The sequence below is a fragment of the Grimontia celer genome (genome assembly GCF_900055185.1).
GTDB lineage: Bacteria > Pseudomonadota > Gammaproteobacteria > Enterobacterales > Vibrionaceae > Enterovibrio > Enterovibrio celer.
Genome location: NZ_FIZX01000004.1, coordinates 112,922 through 131,749, shown reverse-complemented (window position 1 = coordinate 131,749; position 18,828 = coordinate 112,922). Strand labels below are relative to the sequence as shown.

16 protein-coding genes are annotated in these 18,828 nt (G+C 50.0%); 6 read left to right on the top strand and 10 right to left on the bottom strand.

The genetic code is table 11. The features are described from left to right. Positions 1-3: 3 nt before the first annotated feature. The 4 genes from cgtA (at position 4) to folA (ending at position 3,068) form a co-directional block, all read left to right on the top strand. Positions 4-1,182, top strand: coding sequence for an Obg family GTPase CgtA (gene cgtA / locus GCE9029_RS20720; RefSeq protein ID WP_062666538.1), 1,179 nt, complete (start codon positions 4-6; stop codon positions 1,180-1,182). A 136-nt stretch (positions 1,183-1,318) separates the two neighbouring features. Beyond that, the gene (locus GCE9029_RS20715) at positions 1,319-2,086 is read left to right on the top strand and encodes a threonine/serine exporter family protein (protein ID WP_062666724.1); all 768 of its coding nucleotides are present in this window, start codon (positions 1,319-1,321) and stop codon (positions 2,084-2,086) included. Next, entirely contained in the window at positions 2,083-2,547 is a 465-nt protein-coding gene (locus tag GCE9029_RS20710; protein ID WP_062666535.1) for a threonine/serine exporter family protein, read from the top strand. Before GCE9029_RS20715 ends, GCE9029_RS20710 begins: the two co-directional genes overlap by 4 nt. Positions 2,548-2,585: 38 nt before the next feature. Then, the gene (gene folA, locus GCE9029_RS20705) at positions 2,586-3,068 is read left to right on the top strand and encodes a type 3 dihydrofolate reductase (RefSeq protein ID WP_062666533.1); all 483 of its coding nucleotides are present in this window, start codon (positions 2,586-2,588) and stop codon (positions 3,066-3,068) included. 3 nt (positions 3,069-3,071) lie between these two features. Here the strand turns inward: folA and GCE9029_RS20700 are convergent, their stop codons facing one another. Genes GCE9029_RS20700 through lptD form a run of 6 tightly spaced genes read right to left on the bottom strand, consistent with a single transcriptional unit; the run spans position 3,072 to position 9,769 of the window. Beyond that, positions 3,072-3,905, bottom strand: coding sequence for a symmetrical bis(5'-nucleosyl)-tetraphosphatase (locus tag GCE9029_RS20700; RefSeq protein ID WP_062666531.1), 834 nt, complete (start codon positions 3,903-3,905; stop codon positions 3,072-3,074). A gap of 8 nt (positions 3,906-3,913) precedes the next feature. After that, on the bottom strand, positions 3,914-4,288 hold the full coding sequence (apaG, locus tag GCE9029_RS20695) for a Co2+/Mg2+ efflux facilitator ApaG/CorD (protein ID WP_062666529.1): 375 nt from the start codon (positions 4,286-4,288) through the stop codon (positions 3,914-3,916). 20 nt (positions 4,289-4,308) lie between these two features. After that, positions 4,309-5,118, bottom strand: coding sequence for a 16S rRNA (adenine(1518)-N(6)/adenine(1519)-N(6))-dimethyltransferase RsmA (gene rsmA / locus GCE9029_RS20690; RefSeq protein ID WP_062666528.1), 810 nt, complete (start codon positions 5,116-5,118; stop codon positions 4,309-4,311). Next, a complete protein-coding gene (gene pdxA / locus GCE9029_RS20685) occupies positions 5,115-6,110 on the bottom strand; it encodes a 4-hydroxythreonine-4-phosphate dehydrogenase PdxA (RefSeq protein ID WP_062666525.1) in 996 nt (331 codons plus the stop codon). The genes rsmA and pdxA overlap by 4 nt, the downstream gene beginning before the upstream one ends. After that, complete coding sequence (surA, locus tag GCE9029_RS20680; protein ID WP_062666523.1) at positions 6,097-7,395, bottom strand: peptidylprolyl isomerase SurA; 1,299 nt, start codon at positions 7,393-7,395, stop codon at positions 6,097-6,099. The genes pdxA and surA overlap by 14 nt, the downstream gene beginning before the upstream one ends. Before the next feature lie 22 nt (positions 7,396-7,417). Beyond that, the gene (gene lptD / locus GCE9029_RS20675; protein WP_062666522.1) at positions 7,418-9,769 is read right to left on the bottom strand and encodes an LPS assembly protein LptD; all 2,352 of its coding nucleotides are present in this window, start codon (positions 9,767-9,769) and stop codon (positions 7,418-7,420) included. A gap of 161 nt (positions 9,770-9,930) precedes the next feature. Between lptD and djlA the strand changes: the two genes are divergently transcribed. Then, positions 9,931-10,758: a co-chaperone DjlA gene (gene djlA / locus GCE9029_RS20670; protein ID WP_062666520.1), complete on the top strand. Its 828-nt coding sequence runs from the start codon at positions 9,931-9,933 to the stop codon at positions 10,756-10,758. A gap of 4 nt (positions 10,759-10,762) precedes the next feature. On the opposite strand, the gene GCE9029_RS20665 is transcribed toward djlA, so the two are convergent. The 3 genes from GCE9029_RS20665 to rapA form a co-directional block, all read right to left on the bottom strand. Continuing rightward, on the bottom strand, positions 10,763-11,716 hold the full coding sequence (locus GCE9029_RS20665) for a D-2-hydroxyacid dehydrogenase (RefSeq protein ID WP_062666518.1): 954 nt from the start codon (positions 11,714-11,716) through the stop codon (positions 10,763-10,765). 42 nt (positions 11,717-11,758) lie between these two features. Next, on the bottom strand, positions 11,759-12,481 hold the full coding sequence (gene rluA, locus GCE9029_RS20660) for a bifunctional tRNA pseudouridine(32) synthase/23S rRNA pseudouridine(746) synthase RluA (RefSeq protein ID WP_063856919.1): 723 nt from the start codon (positions 12,479-12,481) through the stop codon (positions 11,759-11,761). A gap of 127 nt (positions 12,482-12,608) precedes the next feature. Then, positions 12,609-15,527, bottom strand: a complete 2,919-nt coding sequence (gene rapA / locus GCE9029_RS20655) for an RNA polymerase-associated protein RapA (RefSeq protein ID WP_062666516.1) — start codon at positions 15,525-15,527, stop codon at positions 12,609-12,611. 358 nt (positions 15,528-15,885) lie between these two features. Between rapA and GCE9029_RS20650 the strand changes: the two genes are divergently transcribed. Next, positions 15,886-17,259: a PhoH family protein gene (locus GCE9029_RS20650; protein ID WP_062666513.1), complete on the top strand. Its 1,374-nt coding sequence runs from the start codon at positions 15,886-15,888 to the stop codon at positions 17,257-17,259. Between the two features lie 60 nt (positions 17,260-17,319). On the opposite strand, the gene GCE9029_RS20645 is transcribed toward GCE9029_RS20650, so the two are convergent. Then, positions 17,320-18,759, bottom strand: coding sequence for a transporter substrate-binding domain-containing diguanylate cyclase (locus GCE9029_RS20645; RefSeq protein ID WP_062666512.1), 1,440 nt, complete (start codon positions 18,757-18,759; stop codon positions 17,320-17,322). Between the last annotated feature and the right edge of the window lie 69 nt (positions 18,760-18,828).

Here is an 18,828-nt window from a genome sequence, read left to right as displayed (position 1 = left end):
AAAATGAAATTTGTAGATGAAGCGGTAATCCGCGTTGAAGCCGGCGATGGCGGTAACGGTACGGTCAGTTTCCGTCGTGAAAAATACGTGCCTAAAGGTGGTCCTGACGGCGGTGACGGCGGCGATGGTGGCGACGTTTACCTGCTGGCAGATGAAAACCTGAACACCCTGATTGACTATCGCTTTGAGCGTTTTCACGCTGCTGGCCGTGGTGAAAATGGCCGTGGTGGTAACTGTACCGGTAAGCGTGGTGACGATCTGATATTGAACGTCCCTGTGGGAACCCGTGCTGTCGATGAAGACACCGGTGAAGTCATTGCAGACCTGACTCATCATGGTATGAAAATCATGGTGGCAAAGGGCGGCTGGCACGGCTTGGGTAATACCCGTTTCAAATCCTCTGTAAACCGTGCTCCTCGCCAAAAATCGATGGGTACTAAGGGCGAACTGCGCCACTTGCGTCTTGAGCTGCTTCTGTTGGCTGACGTGGGTATGTTGGGTTTGCCTAATGCGGGTAAATCAACCTTTATCCGTGCGGTATCAGCAGCGAAGCCAAAAGTGGCGGACTATCCGTTTACCACTCTGGTGCCAAGCCTGGGTGTGGTGCGTGTTGCTGACAACAAGAGCTTTGTTGTTGCCGATATCCCAGGTCTGATTGAAGGTGCTGCGGAAGGTGCTGGCCTCGGTATTCGATTCCTGAAACACCTTGAGCGCTGTCGTGTGCTGCTACACATGATTGACCTGATGCCTGTTGATGGTTCTGATCCTGTCGATAATGCATTCACCATCATTGAAGAGCTTCAACGCTACAGCGAGAAGCTGGCTGATAAGCCACGTTGGATCCTGTTCAACAAGATCGACCTGATGAGTGAAGAAGATGCGGAAGCGGAAATCGAGCGTATCCTTGATGCATTAGGTTGGGATGAACCTTACTACGCGATTTCTGCCATCAATAAAGGCAATACTCAGCAGCTCACTTACGATCTGATGGAATTCATCGAATCGCTGCCAACGGCAATTGAGCAGGAAGAAGTGGCTGAAGAAGCTAAAGTTGAATTCAAGTGGGACGACTACCACGAGCAGGAAATCAAGAAGCAGTCCAAGTCTGATGACGAGGACGATGATGACTGGGATGATTGGAACGAAGATGATTACGACGTAGAAATCATCTACCGTCCATAATTCGGAATACATAAAAAACCGCCTGGATAAAGGCGGTTTTTTTTCGTCCAAATCAAAGTAACCTGAGTTTACGTGGCGTAAAACAACTGGGTTGAGAACGTTTCAGGGAGGGTGAGCTTTGCAAGATGCAGTATGGATGGATGAACCTACACAGCGGGAAGTATCGAGGCTGGTAAGCCATACCGGTCAAATGCTATTGCAGCACGGTGCTGAGAGTAAACTGGTCAGCGATATTTGCTGTAGGCTTGGTGAGGCATTGGGTCTGGACAGTGTCGAGCTTTCGCTGTCAGCAAGCTCGATGGTGATTACCACGATCACTCACCAACATTGCATCACCACGGCTAGACGCTGTCCGGATCGCGGCATAAACATGCGGGTGATCACTGAGATCCAACGAATTCTCATTATGACGGAAAAAGGACTGCTGGATCGTGATGGGGTTAAAGCCAGACTTTCAAAGCTGTCTCCAGACCGTTATAACCGCTGGCTGGTCGCAGTGATGGTAGGCCTTGCCTGTGCAAGCTTTAGTCGACTCTCAGGAGGAGACTGGGCTGTCTTTAGCATCACTTTTCTGGCTTCTTTCATCGGTATGTTAGTTAGGCAAGAGATAGCTCACCGCCATTTTAATCCTTTACTGAATTTTGGTGTCACCGCTTTCGTGACAACTGTCATTTCCAGTATTGGTGCTATGCACCAAGTAGGAAACCAGCCTTATTTGGCTATGGCGTCATCTGTACTTATGTTGGTACCGGGCTTCCCCCTTATCAATGCCGTCTCTGATATGGTCAAGGGGTATGTGAACATGGGCATTGCCCGATGGGTTTTCGCCAGCTTGCTGACGCTATCCACCTGTCTAGGTATTGTTGGTGCAATGAATCTGACTGGGATCTGGGGGTGGTTATGAATTTGTTTTTGTCACTGCTTCACGACATGCTGTTTGCGGCGATTCCAGCTGTCGGTTTTGGTCTTGTTTTCAACGTACCAGCTAGGGCTTTAAAGTACTGCGCTATTCTGGGGGCTTTGGGCCATGGTAGTCGATTTATATTGATGCATTATGGGGTTACTATCGAATGGGCGACCCTTGCAGGCGCAATGCTGGTTGGCATGGTGGGCGTTTACTGGTCTCAGCGATTGCTCGCCCATCCCAAGGTATTTACTGTCGCTGCCATTATTCCTATGGTGCCGGGGGTGTTTGCCTTCAAAGCCATGATTGCATTGGTTGAAATTAACAGCCTAGGGTATAGCGATGCACTCTGGGCGACGCTAATGAACAATGCCATCAAATCCCTCTTCATCATTGCAGCGTTGGCAATAGGTCTCGCGATGCCGGGGCTTTTGTTTTACCGACGTAAACCTGTGGTGTAGCATGTCGCAGCCGTTTGAAAATAAAGGATCAAGAGCAGATGAAGATCAGTATGATCGCCGCAATGGCGAAGGGACGTGTGATAGGGAAAGACAACGCCATGCCTTGGCATCTGCCTGCCGATTTTGCTTGGTTTAAACAAAATACCCTGGGTAAGCCTGTGATTATGGGTCGGAAGACCTACGAGTCCATTGGCCGTCCGCTTCCAGGTCGACGCAACATAGTGATCAGCCGGGATGAGAACTGGTCCGCTGAAGGGGTGGAAAGCACCATCAGTATTGACGCAGCAATTGCGTTGGCTGGCAACGTTGAAGAAGTCGTGATCATTGGTGGTGGTACGATTTACCAGGCTTGCATGCCACGTGCCGACAAGCTTTGTCTGACTTTTATTGACGCAGAGATAGAGGGAGATACCTGTTTTCCTGACTGGGGAGCAGGGTGGTCAGAAACCCATCGAGAGTCTTATCAGTCCGATGAAAAGAACCGCTATAACATGGATTTTGTTGTGCTAGAGCGGCCTTAACGATTAGGCGTGGATCGGGCAGGGGCGCGAAAACCTTTGTCCGTCTTCCCATCTCACCATGGTAAGAGAACCACCCCATACACACCCAGTATCCAACCCAAGCAGGTTATCTGTTAGTACTCCACCCAGTGCGGCCCAATGACCAAAAACCAGAGTTTCGTTAATCGTGCGACGGTTTGGCATTTGAAACCAAGGCATGAGACTTCGATCTTTAACTTTCTCTGGGGGGAGTTTACACGCCATATCCAGGCTTCCATCTGGCTTACAGAAACGCATCCGAGTCATCGCATTGATGGTATAGCGATACTTTTCGATGCCTTCTAATTTCGGTGACCAGAGGGCGGGTTCGTTAGCGTACATGTTCTCAAGTAACCAAGCATAACGGTCACTTCTAAGGACACTTTCTACTTCTTTCGCGTGCTTTTTTGCGGTTTTAATATTCCAGACGGGAGGAATGCCTGCATGGGTCATCACGAATCCCGGACTCTCACCATTGGCCTGTTCAACATGGATCAGCAAGGGCTGTTGGCGGAGCCACTCAAGCAACTCTTCACGATCGTCTGCTTCCAGTATCGGCAGGGTTTTGTCTTTACCTTTCGGTTTCATGATCCCTTCCGATACCGCTAAAAGGTGGAGATCATGATTCCCCAGAACGGTATGACCATGTTCTCCTAGGGATTTAACAAACCTCAATACTGCAAGGGAATCTGGACCGCGCGCTACTAGATCTCCAGCTATGTATAGGTGATCGCTGGATGGATCGAAGCTAGCTTCTTTCAATAGCGCGTTAAGATCGTCAAAACAGCCCTGAATGTCACCGACAAGGTAAGTAGCCACAGATTCGCCTAGTGGAGAATATTAGGAAGTGCGAGACGGAATGGTGAGACTTCGATGTCGAACTCTTTTTCGTCTACATCGATCATGGTGTAAAAGCCTTGCATTACACCCACTGGTGTTTCCAGCACAGTGCCGCTGGTGTAGGTATATTCATCGCCCGCTTCGATAAGGGGCTGCTCACCCACAACCCCTTCACCTTCGATCACCAGTTTTTTGCCGTTGGCATCGGTGACCAGCCATTTACGGCGAAGAAGCTGTGCATGACGAGCACCATTGTTTTCAATGGTGATCGTATAGGAAAACACATAACGTTTTTTATCCGGTTCAGATTGCTCTTCTACATAGTGAGTCAGCACGCGAACCGTAAAGTTGTTGTTTATCATCCCTGAAGTGTTCCCTGAAATTATTGTTGATGGTTTGCATCCATCCAGTTTGCCAGTGCAACAAACTGTGCCAACGAGAGACTCTCTGGGCGCGCCGAAGGATCGATTCCCAGCGATTCCATGGTCTCTGCATCAATAAGCGATTTGAAACAGTTACGCACGGTTTTACGGCGTTGGTTAAAGCCCTCACGGCAAACACGCTCCAACCATTTAAGGCTAGTGGTTGGGTGTGGCAGCTCTTTGTGCGGAATAAGGCGTACAACGGCCGAGTCCACTTTTGGCGCTGGCTTAAATGCCGTTGGTGGTACTTCCAGCACTGGCACTACCTTACAGTAGTATTGTGCCATTACAGTCAAACGGCCATAGGCTTTACTGTTAGGACCTGCAGCTAGACGGTTAACCACTTCTTTTTGAAGCATAAAGTGCATATCTTTCACTTTACCTGCAAAGCTGAACAGGTGGAACATTAGCGGTGTTGATACGTTGTACGGCAGGTTACCGAAAATACGAAGTGGGTTCTCTTCAGACGACAGTTGCGTAAAGTCGAACTTCATCGCATCGCCTTCATAGATGGTCAGTTTATCTGCCAAGTCTGGGTGATGGCGAAGACGTTCAGCCAAATCGCGGTCAAGCTCAACCACGCTCAGTTTGTCGACTTCTCGGGCAACAGGCTCAGTCAATGCACCGAGGCCTGGACCGATTTCAACGAGGTTCTCGCCTGGCTGAGGGTTGATGGCAGAAACAATGCCGTCAATGATGTACGGATCGTTCAGGAAGTTCTGGCCGAAGCGCTTACGGGCACGGTGGCCGAGATGGACTTTATCGCTCATGCTTTCTTATCTACTAATTCGAGGGCGTGGGATAGCGCTGTCCGCAGGCTTCCAGTATCCGCCGTTCCGGTACCTGCTAAATCCAATGCGGTACCATGATCTACTGAAGTTCGGATGAAAGGCAGCCCAAGAGTGATGTTGACTGACTTTCCAAATCCTTTGAATTTTAACACAGGCAATCCCTGATCGTGATACATCGCCAATACGGCGTCCGCATCTTTTAGGTACTTGTCCTGGAATAGTGTGTCTGCTGGAAGAGGGCCAATGAGATTCATTCCCTGTTCGCGAAGCTTCTCAAGTGCTGGCTCGATGATATCTATCTCTTCGCGGCCCAGACAGCCATCTTCCCCAGCATGGGGATTCAAGCCACAGACATAAATCTTGGGCTCTGCGATTCCGAATTTGGATTTGAGGTCGTCATTCAAAATGCCAATCACTTGAAACAGACGATCTTCGGTAATGGCTTTCGACACATATGCCAAAGGGATATGGGTAGTCACTAAGGCTACCCGGAGACCTTCTGTCGCCAGCATCATCACCACTTGTTGTACGTTGGCGTGGTGCTGGAAAAACTCTGTGTGGCCACTGAAAGATACACCTGCACGGTTAATCACGCCCTTGTGAACCGGGCCTGTTACCATCGCGGCAAACTCGCCCTGCATGTTGCCTTCGGCTGCGCGGGTGAGAGTATTGAGGACATAGTGACCGTTGGCTTCATTGAGCTCGCCTGCCACTACGTCAGCTTCAAGCGACTCATCACAAACCACTAAAACGCCCGGTTCATGGGCCTTGGGAGCCGCTGATGGATCGTAATCTTCAAAGCGGATATCAATGTTAAGCTGCTTAGCACGCTCCGCTAACATTGCCTTATTGGCACAAATCACCAGCTCGTGCGGCCAGTTATCATGTGCCAACGCCAATACCAAGTCCGGACCTATTCCCGCAGGTTCACCTGGGGTGATGGCGATACGTTTTGTGTTAGCTGTCTTCATCAAGATTACCCACCTGCTCTACGTAAGCGCCAGCACGAAGCTCCTGTAACCAAGCCTGCGCCTCTTCGTTGAACTTACGGTTCAGTAGCATACGGTATGCTCGGTTCTGCACTGCTGCATCGGTACGATCAGCCTGGCGGCGTTCCAATACCTCGACAATGTGCCAGCCGTGAACCGTTTTAAATGGTTCGCTGATGTCACCCTCAGGCAAGGTGTCTACTTTGTCTTTAAACTCAGGAACATAAAGCTCTGATGTCTGCCAGCCAAGGTCACCGCCTTTCACCGCCGAACCAGGGTCTGCACTGTATTGTTTGGCTAAATCGTCAAAGCTTTTCTCGCCTTTGTTGATTTGTTCGATCATTTGGCTGAGCTGGCGCTTAGCACCATCGTCACTAAGGACGATAGAAGGCTTGATCAGAATATGACGCGCCTTCACTTCCGTTACGGCAACAGACTGAAGGCCTTTCACATCAGCGATTTTTAGGATGTGGTAACCCACGCCGCTACGGAACGGACCAATGATGGCACCCTTACCATTGTTTTTAATCTGATCTGCGAAGATAGTTGGCATTTCTTCCAAACGCATCCATCCCCAGTCTCCGCCATCAAGCGCTTTTGGACCTTTAGAGTTTGCCAGCGCTAACGCTTTGAAGTTACTTCCGGCTTCAAGGTCAGATACCAACTTGTTTGCCTTCTCCGCGACAGCATCACGCTCGTCTTTCTCTGCCCCTTCATCTAATCGAAGTTGTATATGGCTCAGACGATATTCGACATTTTCAAGATTTTTTGCATTGAGCTGGGATGCCAATGATTCTACTTCTTGAGGAAGTATGTTGATGCGGCGGCGAACCTGAGCATTACGTGCTTCGCTGATGGTCATCTCGCGGCGAATTTGGTCGCGGTAAGACGACCAGGTAATACCGTTGCGTTTCAGCTCTTCACGCAGTTGGGACACTGAAATACTCTTGTCCGTGGCGATAGAATCAATGGCCTGCTCAAGGCGGGTATCATCAATACGAATACCTAGACGCTTGGCTTCCTGAAGCTGAAGCTCTTCTATGATGAGCTGATCAAGAATTTGTTGCTCAAGCACATCTTCCGGTGGCAGGTTTGCCGTATCTGCGTTCAAAGCGACGGTCTTTTTCAGAGACTCTACATCACTTGAAAGGATGACACCTTCATTGACCACAGTGATAACGCGATCTAGTTCTGCAGGAGAGGCAGATACGTTTAACGAACTGGCTGAGATTGCGGCTGCCAGTAAAGCTTTCGTCCATTTATTCATTTGCGTTTCCAAAATCTCAAAATTAGTTCTTCAGGCCAAATGGGTTTCGGTAGCCCAAGGCGTTACCGCTGGCAGTGCTGTAGCCAAATCCTGCATTCGCACCAAGACCAAGTAAGCTGAATGACAAGCTGATGTTATTGTCGTAACGCGCAGTATCATTGATATTGCTACGCGCGAGCAAATATTCGTTGTAGCTTAAGCCTATAACCCAACAATCAGAGCGATAAGTAATACCCAGTTGATTTTCCAGCATCAGATCCTGAGTAAGGTCGTGGAAGTATTGACCACGCACCGTCACACCATCCGCAATAGGGAATCCTGTCACCAAACCTACCTGTGAAATTCCATCTTCAGTGATTTGATCCAGGTTGCCAAATCCTACAGAGTTAGATATGTAGTCCTTCGCTACATAACGGTAACTGGTCTGCGCAAAGAAACCACCGTCGCGGTATTCCACAGTTGCATTACCAAACTGCACGTCGCTGAGATTGCTGTCATATTCCAACGATCCTCTGACAAACAGATAGTCATTAAGGTTGAGCTCACTTTCAATTGCCCAAGCGGAATAATTGATCGAGGTGTCTTCTTGATTAGCGAAGCGATCAAGATAGTAAATCTGACCAAATGCCAAGTTAAAACGCTCTTTATATCCATTATCGAAGAAACGGGTCGCAGCACCGACAGTCACCTGATTGGCTGGGTTGATGTAATCGACGCTACTGTACTGATTGGCTCGGAACAGGCCATAGTAATCGGTTTGCAAACGAGCCGTATCATACCCGCCACCTGAATAGTTGACAGGATTGTAAATGCCAGACTGATCAACGTCTTTGATATAGAGATATTGAGCCTGTGGCTCTAAGGTTTGGGTATATGGCGTATCGAAGAAAGCGCCGTTACGTTCTAACGTCACGACGGCATGTAGTCTTGCCATCGGCACCACTCGCGAGACGGTCTCTTCGAGTTCCTCACCATTGACGCCAGTGACACCATCAATGTTTGATTGGTCGTAATAGGTATAAAAGACCTTGCCTTCAGCAGTGGCACTTATCCATGGCAGGTTGTATGGCAGCACAATAGTCGGCTCGACATTAAAACGGAGCGCGTCAGGCTTACTGTTATCGTCCGTCGCAAACTTACTGATTTGCGTCGGCATGTAGAAATCGATGCCGTACTCCGTGGCTGGTCGGTAATAGTTCATCGCGAGTTGTGGGAGTAGGCGATATACAGACGTGTTGGGGCTCAACGGCTGGAAATTTCGGATGCTTAATGTGGAATCCCAGTTCAGGTCGCGATAGGACACCTCTCCAGTTTGAAGAAGGGTATTATCTTCCCGGTTACCCACACGCGAATCTGTATGGCGGGTGAAATAACTGAAGTCACTGACTTTACTGTAATCAACATCGTACAACCAATGGTCTTGAATGCCTGAATGAGTCCAGTTGAATCCCCAACTCTTATCGAACTCAGGGTAGAGTTTATCTTCCCCCATATATTCGAGTACCATGCTGCCTGAACCCATCTCGGTCAGGTAGCGAGGCTCCAAAGTCATAAATAATCCACGGTTAGACATATATCTTGGGGTGATACGCATGTCAGCCTGCGGATGGATATTCCAGTAGAACGGTGTCTCCAGTTCGAAGCCATCGCTATCGTTCCAACTGATCGATGGGTACAAGAAGCCAGTCAGGCGGCCGTCTTCGACTGGTACACGAAGATAAGGCAGATAGAAGATAGGGGTATCCAGTACCTCAAAGCGGGCATGGTAAAGATCAGCGAATATGTCACCGTCTTCTTTTTCCAATTTCCCTGCGCTGAATCGCCAGCTCTTGTCGTCGTCAGGGCACGTGGTGTAGGTACCATCCTCGAGCTCGTAGAAAGTCGTACCATTTTTGAAGACGCGTTTGGCTTCTCCGCGACCTGGTGTACACATCATTTTGTACTGGGCGTCATTTAGCGTGGTGTCTTCGTTATCCAAATTGGTCTGTAAAGACTCGCCCGAAATAGCAATCTGGCCGTCGTGGAAATAAACATTGCCCTCCGCCGTGACAATGTTTTCTGGTTGGCGCAAGGTTGCAGAATCCGCTTTTACCGTTCGATTGCCTTGAGTCACGATCACATCGCCACGGTAAATGGCCTTTTCGTTGGCTTTCGCTTCAGCACTGTCGGCGACGATTTTGACGGGAAGATTATTGATATCTTCAGCGCTGCCAGCGTTCGGATTACAGCGATATTCCGGTGCAAGGCATTTTCCTGTCGGGATCACCAAAGGATCGGTGCTGCTCTGAGTGGCTTGGCTCTCTTCCGCCATGGCCTGTCCATATAGGGCAAGGCAAATCATCGAGGATAAAAAACTTCTGGCAGTCAGTGACATTAAAACTCAATCCTGTTGTTGGCATACAGCACTGGTATACTCTTGCGCTGCGTCCTGGCAAATTTTTGCTGAAAAATGGGGGTTATGATAATGCAAATCATGCCTCACGGCACCTGCTTGCTGGCTTAAACGAGATAAATTAATCAAATAGAGAAATAAACATGGCGGTTTGGGGAAAAGTGTTGGGGGCATTCTTTGGCTTCCTGCTCGGTGGTCCTTTCGGGTTATTGTTAGGTCTGTTTTTAGGGCATAAGTTCGATAAGGCGAGACAAAACGTTTCCTTTGGCGGTGGTTTTCAGGGACAGAACCAGCAAGCGCGTCAACAGGCTTACTTTCATGCCACTTTTGCAGTGATGGGACATGTTGCCAAAGCCAAAGGTCAGGTGACACAAAATGAGATCCGTCTTGCGACCAATCTAATGGATCGTATGGCTTTGCATGGTGATGCCAGACGGCAGGCTCAAGATGCATTCCGTGAAGGTAAAGACGCCACGTTCCCGCTGGAAGACACATTGGAATCCGTTCGTCGCAATTGTGGTGGTCGCTTTGACCTGCTCCAGTTTTTCCTTGAAGTACAAATTCAGGCTGCGTATGCCGATGGTTCTATGCATCCCAGCGAACGTCAGGTACTTTACACGATTGCCGGTACGCTAGGCTTTTCCCGTCAACAACTTGAGCAGCGCTTGGCGATGCAGGAAGCGGCTTACCAGTTTTACCAGCAACAGGGCGGCCAACATCAAGGTCAGCAACAATGGCAGCAAGGCTTTGGTGGACCAAACATCGCTGATGCATACAAGATTCTTGGTGTTGATGAAGACGCCAATGCTCAGACCGTAAAACGTGCTCACAGAAAGCTGATGAATGAACACCATCCTGACAAACTTGCAGCAAAAGGCCTACCGCCAGAGATGATGGAGATAGCGAAACAAAAAGCGCAAGAAATTCAGGCAGCGTACGACCTGATTAAAAAAGAAAAGGGCTTTAAATAAGCCCTTACACGAGATTCTGTGGTTTACCTTCGATAAAGGCATTCAAGTTGTCGGTAAGTTGATTTGCCAGTGTCTGGATGCTGGAATCGCTGCCCCAAGCGACATGAGGGGTTAGGATTAAGTTAGGCATTCCTGCATGAGCCAACAATGGGTTGCTGGTTGTGGCAGGCTCTTCGGTAAACACATCCACTCCAGCGCCAGCAATTTCGCCATTCTTAAGTGCTTCAACTAGCGCCACTTCATTCACTAAGCCACCTCGTCCAGTGTTGATCAAGATCGAAGTCGGCTTCATTTTGGCAAGTTCTTCAGCGCCAATCAGGTTTCGGGTTTCATCGCTGAGCGGACAATGCAGGGTCAGGATATCAGCTTGTTTCAGGGCTTCCTCAAATGAAACATACCCGTCTCGGACAGATGTTGCGCCTTTTCGTTCTGAGCGAATCACCTTCATGCCGACAGCTTTAGCGAGTAGTTCTACCGCCTGTCCCAAACTGCCTGACCCAATGATACCGAGCGTGGCGCCAGCAATATCACCGATAGGATGAGTAAAGAAGCAAAATTGGTTCTTCTCTTTCCAAACACCCAGCTCAATGTCCCTGTGGTAGGCATTGATATTTCGTCTCAGTGCAAAAGCGAGTGCGATGACATGTTCTGGCACGGAACCAGTGGCATAACCACGGATATTACAAACGGGGAGATTGTTGGCTTTGCACCAGCGGACATCGACATTGTTATAGCCTGTCGCGGCCACGGCAATCAGCTTGAGCGATGGGAGTTGCGCCAGTAACTCGCCGCTGAGGATAACTTTGTTGGCTACAACAATGGTGGCATCTTTGAGTCTACTTAATACTTCTTCGGGCGATGTTTCTTCGAAGCTTTCCCATTGGTGAGGAAAAGAGGGCGAGGGAATACGGATATGAGAGGGGATAGTCGTACTATCCAGAAAGACAATCTTTTCCATGGCGGGCTTCCTTTTTCCGCCAGTGTAAATCCGAACTATTGATTACTTCAACAGTTCAGGGTCAGCTTTGATGCCTCGTCGTACCAGCGTGTCACTCGGCGCACTGCTGTAAAAATCACAAGGCGCAGACAAATGCATCGGCTCTCCCGAACCTGGATGCAGGAAGCAAAGCTCTCCAGCGTGAAGTTGCAGTCTTGGTGAGTATTTCAGTGCCTGCGGATGAGCATAAAACTCGTCGCCGACAATTGGGTGTTCTAGCGCCAGCATGTGAACACGAAGCTGGTGGGAGCGGCCTGTGATAGGAAGAAGACGCACCAGTGTTGTTTTCTTTTCCCGCTTAATCACTTCGTAGTCTGTTACTGATGGCTTGCCATTTTCGAAGCACACCATTTGCTTTGGGCGGTTTGGCCAGTCACAAATCAGCGGCAGGTCGATTCGGCCTTCATCCTGCCCAACACTACCCCACACGCGAGCGTAATAGAGCTTGTGGGTCACACGCTCACGGAACTGGGCTTTCAGGTGGCGTTCTGCCTCTTTGTGTTTAGCAAACACAATCAGGCCAGATGTCGACATATCGAGTCGGTGAACCAGCTCAGCGTCAGGATATTCCGCCTTGATGCGTGACCATGCACTATCATAATGCGCAGGATCGCGTCCCGGGTTGGTCAGAAGACCACTTGGTTTGTTGATGGCAATGATGTCGTCGTCCTGATAGATAACATCCAGCCAGGGTTCCGTTGGCGGGTTATAGATAAAGTCGCTCATGGCTTTACTCGAAAAGGAACTGCTCGAAGTTTAAACGGGCGGCAGTTTAGCATGCTGCTGTGGAAAGAGAAGTCTGGTAAAAGAAAGGCACTGCCGAAGCAGTGCCTTTCTTTTGGGCTAGCTTAGATTACTGATGGCTGACCACGATCACACGCAGCGCATCCAGATTCACCTGTGCCTGATTGATGTAGCCGCGAAGTTCACCCATTTGGGTTTCAATCGCTTCCAGCTCATCATCACGGATATTCGGGTTAACGGCTTTCAGCGCCTGAAGGCGATCCAGTTCAGAGCGAAGCTTAGCTGTCATCTCGGCTTCTGCGGCTTCTTTGACCACGGCCAGTTGTTTTTCAGCCAGCGGGTCGCCCATTTCGATCAGGCCATGAATTTGGGTTTGAACTGAGGACACCAGTTTGCTTGCCAGATGGCGATTTACTGGGCTCAGTTGGCGGTGGAAGCCTTCAAACTCTACCTGAGCTGCCAGATCGTTACCTTTTGCATCCAGAAGCACACGGATTGGGGTCGCTGGCAGGAACTGGTGAATGCCTGAGCTCTTCGGGGCCTGTGCATCTGCCACGTACAGCAGCTCAAGGAACAGGGTGCCGACTGGTAGGGCTTTGTTCTTCAACAAAGAGACTGCGGTGGTACCCACATCTTCAGAAAGCAATAGATCGATACCGCCTTGGATCATTGGGTGTTCCCAACTAATAAAGTGCAGGTCTTCACGGGACAGCGCAGTTTCGCGGTCAAAGGTGATTGTGCAGCCTTCGCTTGGCAGGCCAGGGTAGCTCGATACCAACATGTGCTCTGAAGGCGTTACGACAATGGCATTCTCGCCTTTGTCGTCCTGATTCAGACCAACCGTGTCAAACAGACCTAACGCGAAGGTAACAAGATTGGTGTCACCGTCATGGGAGGCGATGGTTTCTGCCAGCGCCTTGGCACTGGCTCCGCCATTGGAATGCATTTCCAGCAGACGGTCGCGGCCTTTTTCAAGCTCCGCTTTCAGTCTGTGGTGCATCTCGGCACTGGTTTCAACCAGCGTATCCAGAGACTCATCGAGGCTGCCTTTTGCCAGCAGTTGCAGCAAATCTTCCTGAACGTGTTCGAAGACAGCTCGGCCCGTCGGACAGGTCTCTTCAAAGGCGTTCAGGCCTTCATTGTACCAACGTGCAAGCAGTGCCTGCGATGTGCCTTCCATGAATGGGACGTGAATTTCGATGTCACGCTTCTGGCCGATACGGTCCAGGCGGCCGATACGCTGCTCCAACAAGTCGGGGTTCATTGGCAAATCGAACATCACCAATTGGTTAGCAAACTGGAAGTTACGGCCTTCTGAGCCGATTTCAGAACAGATCAGCACCTGTGCGCCGGCTTCATCCTGGGCGAAGTAAGCGGCTGCTTTATCGCGCTCCAGAATCGACATGCCTTCATGGAAAACAGTACCGCGGATACCTTCACGTTCGCGAAGTGCTTGCTCCAGCGACAATGCAGTCTGTGCGCGTGAACAGATCACCAGCACTTTTTCCTGACGGTTGGATTTGAGTAAATCCAGCAGCCAGTCAATTCGTGGGTCGAAGCCCCACCAAGAGGCGTTTTCACCTTCAAATTGCTGGTAAATATCTTCAGGGTACAGCCATTGAACCGCTTTTTGCTCGATAGACTGGCTACTACCGCCCATCATGGCGGCAACACGCATCGAGGTCTGGTACTGGCTTGGCAGTGCCAGCGGGTACAGGTTCAAATGGCGTTGCGGAAAGCCTTGAATCGCCGCGCGGGTGTTACGGAACAACACGCGGCCTGTACCATGGCGGTCCATCAGGTTATCAATCAGCTCGTTACGAGCGTCACGGCGTTGGTCGTTATCGACATCACCAGCTTCGATAATACGCAGTAGCGGCTCAACATCCTGCTCGGAAAGCAGTTCGGTAATGCTGTTTTTCGCCTCGTTGCTGAGCTTGTCTTCAGACAGCAACTGGCTCACTGCATCAGCGACCGGTGCGTATTGGGTTTCTTCTTCCACAAACGCCTGATAGTCATAGAAACGGTCTGGGTCGAGAAGACGCAGACGGGCAAAATGACTTTCGTGACCGAGCTGTTCTGGGGTTGCCGTCAGCAGCAGTACGCCTGGGGTGTTTTCAGCGATGCCTTCAATCACCTGATACTCGCGGCTGGCTTTCTCTTCGCTCCACTCAAGGTGATGCGCTTCGTCGACTACGAGCAAATCCCATTCGCCTTCGGCGGCTTGCTCCGCACGTTTACGGCTTTTACGCAGGAAGTCCAGTGAACACAGTACCAACTGCGCAGTATCAAACGGGTTATCTGAATCCGCAAACGCTTCGATGCAGCGCTCTTCGTCGAAAATGGAGAAGTGCAGATTGAAGCGACGAAGCATCTCAACCAGCCACTGGTGCTGGAGGGTTTCCGGCACAACAACCAAAACGCGGGACGCACGGCCAGACAGCACCTGCTGGTGGATGATCATGCCTGCTTCAATGGTTTTACCCAGACCTACTTCGTCAGCCAGCAATACGCGTGGTGCGTGACGGCGACCTACTTCATGGGCAATGAAAAGCTGGTGAGGGATCAATCCCGCGCGCATTCCACACAGGCCGCGCATCGGACTCTTGTGCTGTTCGTACTGGTTCTTCAGAGCGCGGTAGCGCAGTGCAAATCGGTCCATGCGATCGATTTGACCGGCAAATAGCTTGTCCTGCGGGCGGTTAAAACGGATTTGGTGGCTCAGGAAAATTTCACGAAGCAGCGTGTTTTCTTCACCCGTGTCGGTGCGTGTACCCACATAGGTCAGCACGCCGCCTTCCTCTTCAACACGTTCAACAGTCAGAAACCAGCCTTCATGACTTTCAATGGTATCGCCTACGTTAAACATCACGCGCGTAATGGGCGCATCGTTATTGGCGTAGAGTCGATTTTCTTCACTGGCTGGGAACATCAGGGTCACAGTACGCGCATCAAGCGCAACAACTGTACCCAGACCCAGGTCACTTTCGGTATCGCTGATCCAACGTTGTCCGAGGGCGTAAGACATAGGGGAGAAACCTCTGGTTAAAGCTGACACAAATTGGAGATGACGTGCCTCATGCGAACTACAGTGTAGGCCATGATGCGCACGGAGAAAAAGGTTGCCAATGGTACTCGAACTTGTGAGCAGGGTCACGGCGAATGTTGGAAATTTGGCGGTCGTAACAAACAAGTAACAAATTCGTGAAAATGTGGCGTAGTCGACGGGTAAACACTGAAATATGTCTTACGATTAAGATTATGCAGACACAGACTTTTTTAGCGTAGTGGCTGTATTTACCCGATTACCGTGGCACGCGGTTTGCTTGCGGGATCAGGGGAAACTCGTGGGGCTCCCACAAGCCTATGCAACCAAGGAGGTGCCTATGGGCGATGCCGATCGGAAATTCTTTGTGCTGGACACCAACATCCTGCTTCATGAACCTTTCGCCATCTATTCCTTTCAAGAACATGACGTGATCATTCCCATGACCGTCCTCGAAGAGCTCGACCGGATCAAAGACAGCAAGCGGGACGTCTCCCGTGACGCACGTGTCGCGATTCGTGCCCTCGAAGATATCTTTAAAGACGCCACCCCAGACCAGATTGCTGAAGGCATTATTGTCGGCAAAGAAGGCAGCACTGGGACCGTCTCCATTTTTGCAGACTACGAAATTAAGGAAACCGTTCAGGCGTTTGCCGACAAAGCGGGAGACAACCGTATCCTCAATGCGGTGCTGCACCTGCAGGCGAAACGCTCGCCCAGAACCGTGGTACTGGTCACCAAAGACATCAACATGCGCCTGCGTGCGAAAGGGGCTGGCGTACTGTTTGTTGAAGACTACCGTACCGACCAGCTGATTGACGATGTCAGCCTGCTGACTAAAGGCTTCCAGGTCTTTGAAGGCGGCTTCTGGGACAAGGTCGGTCAGGTAGAAACGGAAAATAGCGGCCGCACCACATTACACATTTTGCCGCGTGAACTCGCCGATACCACCTTCGTGAATCAGTACCTACTGGACGAAGGCGACGATTTTGCCGGACGTGTAGTGGGGTTAACCGACACGGAAATGACCATTAAGGACATCAGCCGTGAACGTTTGATGCACCGTGAAGCATGGGGAGTGCGCCCAAAAAACATCTATCAGGGAATGGCAATGGATGCATTGCTTGACCCGAATGTGGATCTAGTGATCCTGACTGGCCCTGCGGGCTGTGGTAAAACCATCCTGGCAATGGCAGCAGCGCTTGAGCAGGTGGTTGAAAAGGGCATGTATGACAAGATCATCGTGACCCGTAACACGCCGGAAATTGCCGAATCCATCGGTTTCCTTCCAGGCACCGAAGAAGAGAAAATGCTGCCCTGGTTAGGTGCAGTGACCGATACGCTGGAAGCGCTGCACAAAAATGATGAGTGTGCAGATGGCTCGATGCGTTACATCATGGATAAGGCCAATATCCAGTTTAAATCCATCAACTTTATGCGTGGCCGCTCTATCCAGAATGCCTTTGTGATTTTGGATGAGTGTCAAAACCTTACCGCATCACAGTTGAAGACCATCATCACCCGTTGTGGTGAAGGAACGAAAATCGTTTGCTCCGGTAATCTGGCGCAAATAGACAGTCCATACCTGACCCCTGTGACATCAGGGCTGACGTACATTGTGGAAAGATTTAAGAACTTTGAAGGCAGTGCCTGTGTTTACCTCAATGGTGTGGTGCGCAGCCGTCTCGCAGAGTTTGCTGAAGAAAACCTCTAACTGGAACCGAATTGAAAAAGGCTGCCCTTTGGCAGCCTTTGTTTTTTCTGCATATTGATATTATGCCCAGCGATGCTCAGTAAACAAATCATCGTCATTGTTGTCAGCCGTAAAGTTATTTTGTGACGGTTTATTGGCGCGCATACGGGTAGATGCGATACGAACCAACATCTCACCACTTTCACCATCGTAGGGATAGCCGGCGATGCCTGAACTGAACTTGACCGGCACGACTTGTTGGTCGATATAGAGAAGGCTGAGTTGTAAGGTCTTTTGGAGCTGTTGCAATTTTCGTTGAGCCTGACTGGTGTCACTTAAATCAAATAAAACTGCAAATTCACCGCCACCAAGGCGCGCGCAAAGCGTCTGACTAGGAAGCTGTAATCTAAGTTGTGTCGCAAGGTGCTTGATGGCCATATCGCCAACATCCTGTCCGTAGCTCTCGTTGACTTCTTTAAGATGGTCAATGTCTAACACCGCTACCACGTAAGGCGAAGGTGAAAAGCGCTTATCGCTCAGCGCCGTGAAAAACTGATGACGGGTTTTGGTGCCAGTAAGCGGGTCGTTTTGTGTCGCGGTTTCCAGTTTCTGCTTTGAATCCTTCAGCGCTTTCACGGCAGATTTTAGCTCTGCGGTCCGGTGTTTCAGCAGGCGGTGATAAAGGAAAAGACCCACTGTCAACAATACCAAGGAGCATATGAAAATCAGGTACTGCGCCGTTTTGTTCAGCCATGGTAAAGCGAGATGTAACTTGTTTTGCGGCAGCCACTTTTCATAAATGGCTTTGATGTCATCTGGACGAATGTTGTCCAATCCACGCTCAACATCTGCAATCGTCTCTTTTGAATCTTTGTTTACTGCGAAATGTAGCGGGAAAGAATAGAGCTTCTGGCGTGAGGTGAACTGACCACTGTTGCCTGTATGGCGCATGTCATAAAGCGCGGTACTGAGATCGTCAATAAACACATCCACTTCGCCCCGGTACGCGGCATCGTTCAGGGAGCCAAATGTTGGGAATAAACGGATGTTTTGCTCTGGAATTCGGGAGACTAAAAACGCGTGCTTGGTGCTTTCTTTGACTGTACCAACAAGGGCGGAATCCAGAGCATGCAAATCATCAAATGGCAGGTCTTTTTGAACGAACAAATTCACGTTGTAGTGATTGAGCGGGAGTTCACGTGAAAAAGCGAGGGATTTAGCGCGATCGCCTGTATAGCCTAAGCCGCCATGGACAACGTTTGGCGTGTTGCGTGTGAAGGCGAGCGATTCACTCCAGGGTTTTAGCTCAAATGAGATGTCGACATTGTTGGCTTCGCCGTAGAGACGCCAGAAGTCGACCATAATGCCATCAGGTTCACCAAAGCGGTTGATAAATGAGAAGGGTTGCCACGTCGAAGAGCCCGTAATGATCAGTTTCTTGGCTTCTGCATAAGAGAAGGGAGAAAACAGAAAAAGTACTGACGTCAGCGAAAGAGCAGCAAGCTGGCGAATACTGGGCATAAATAAACTCGGGTACATCAACCTGTCTAGATTATCTGACGGGATTATACGCAACCCTTTGCGTTGAGG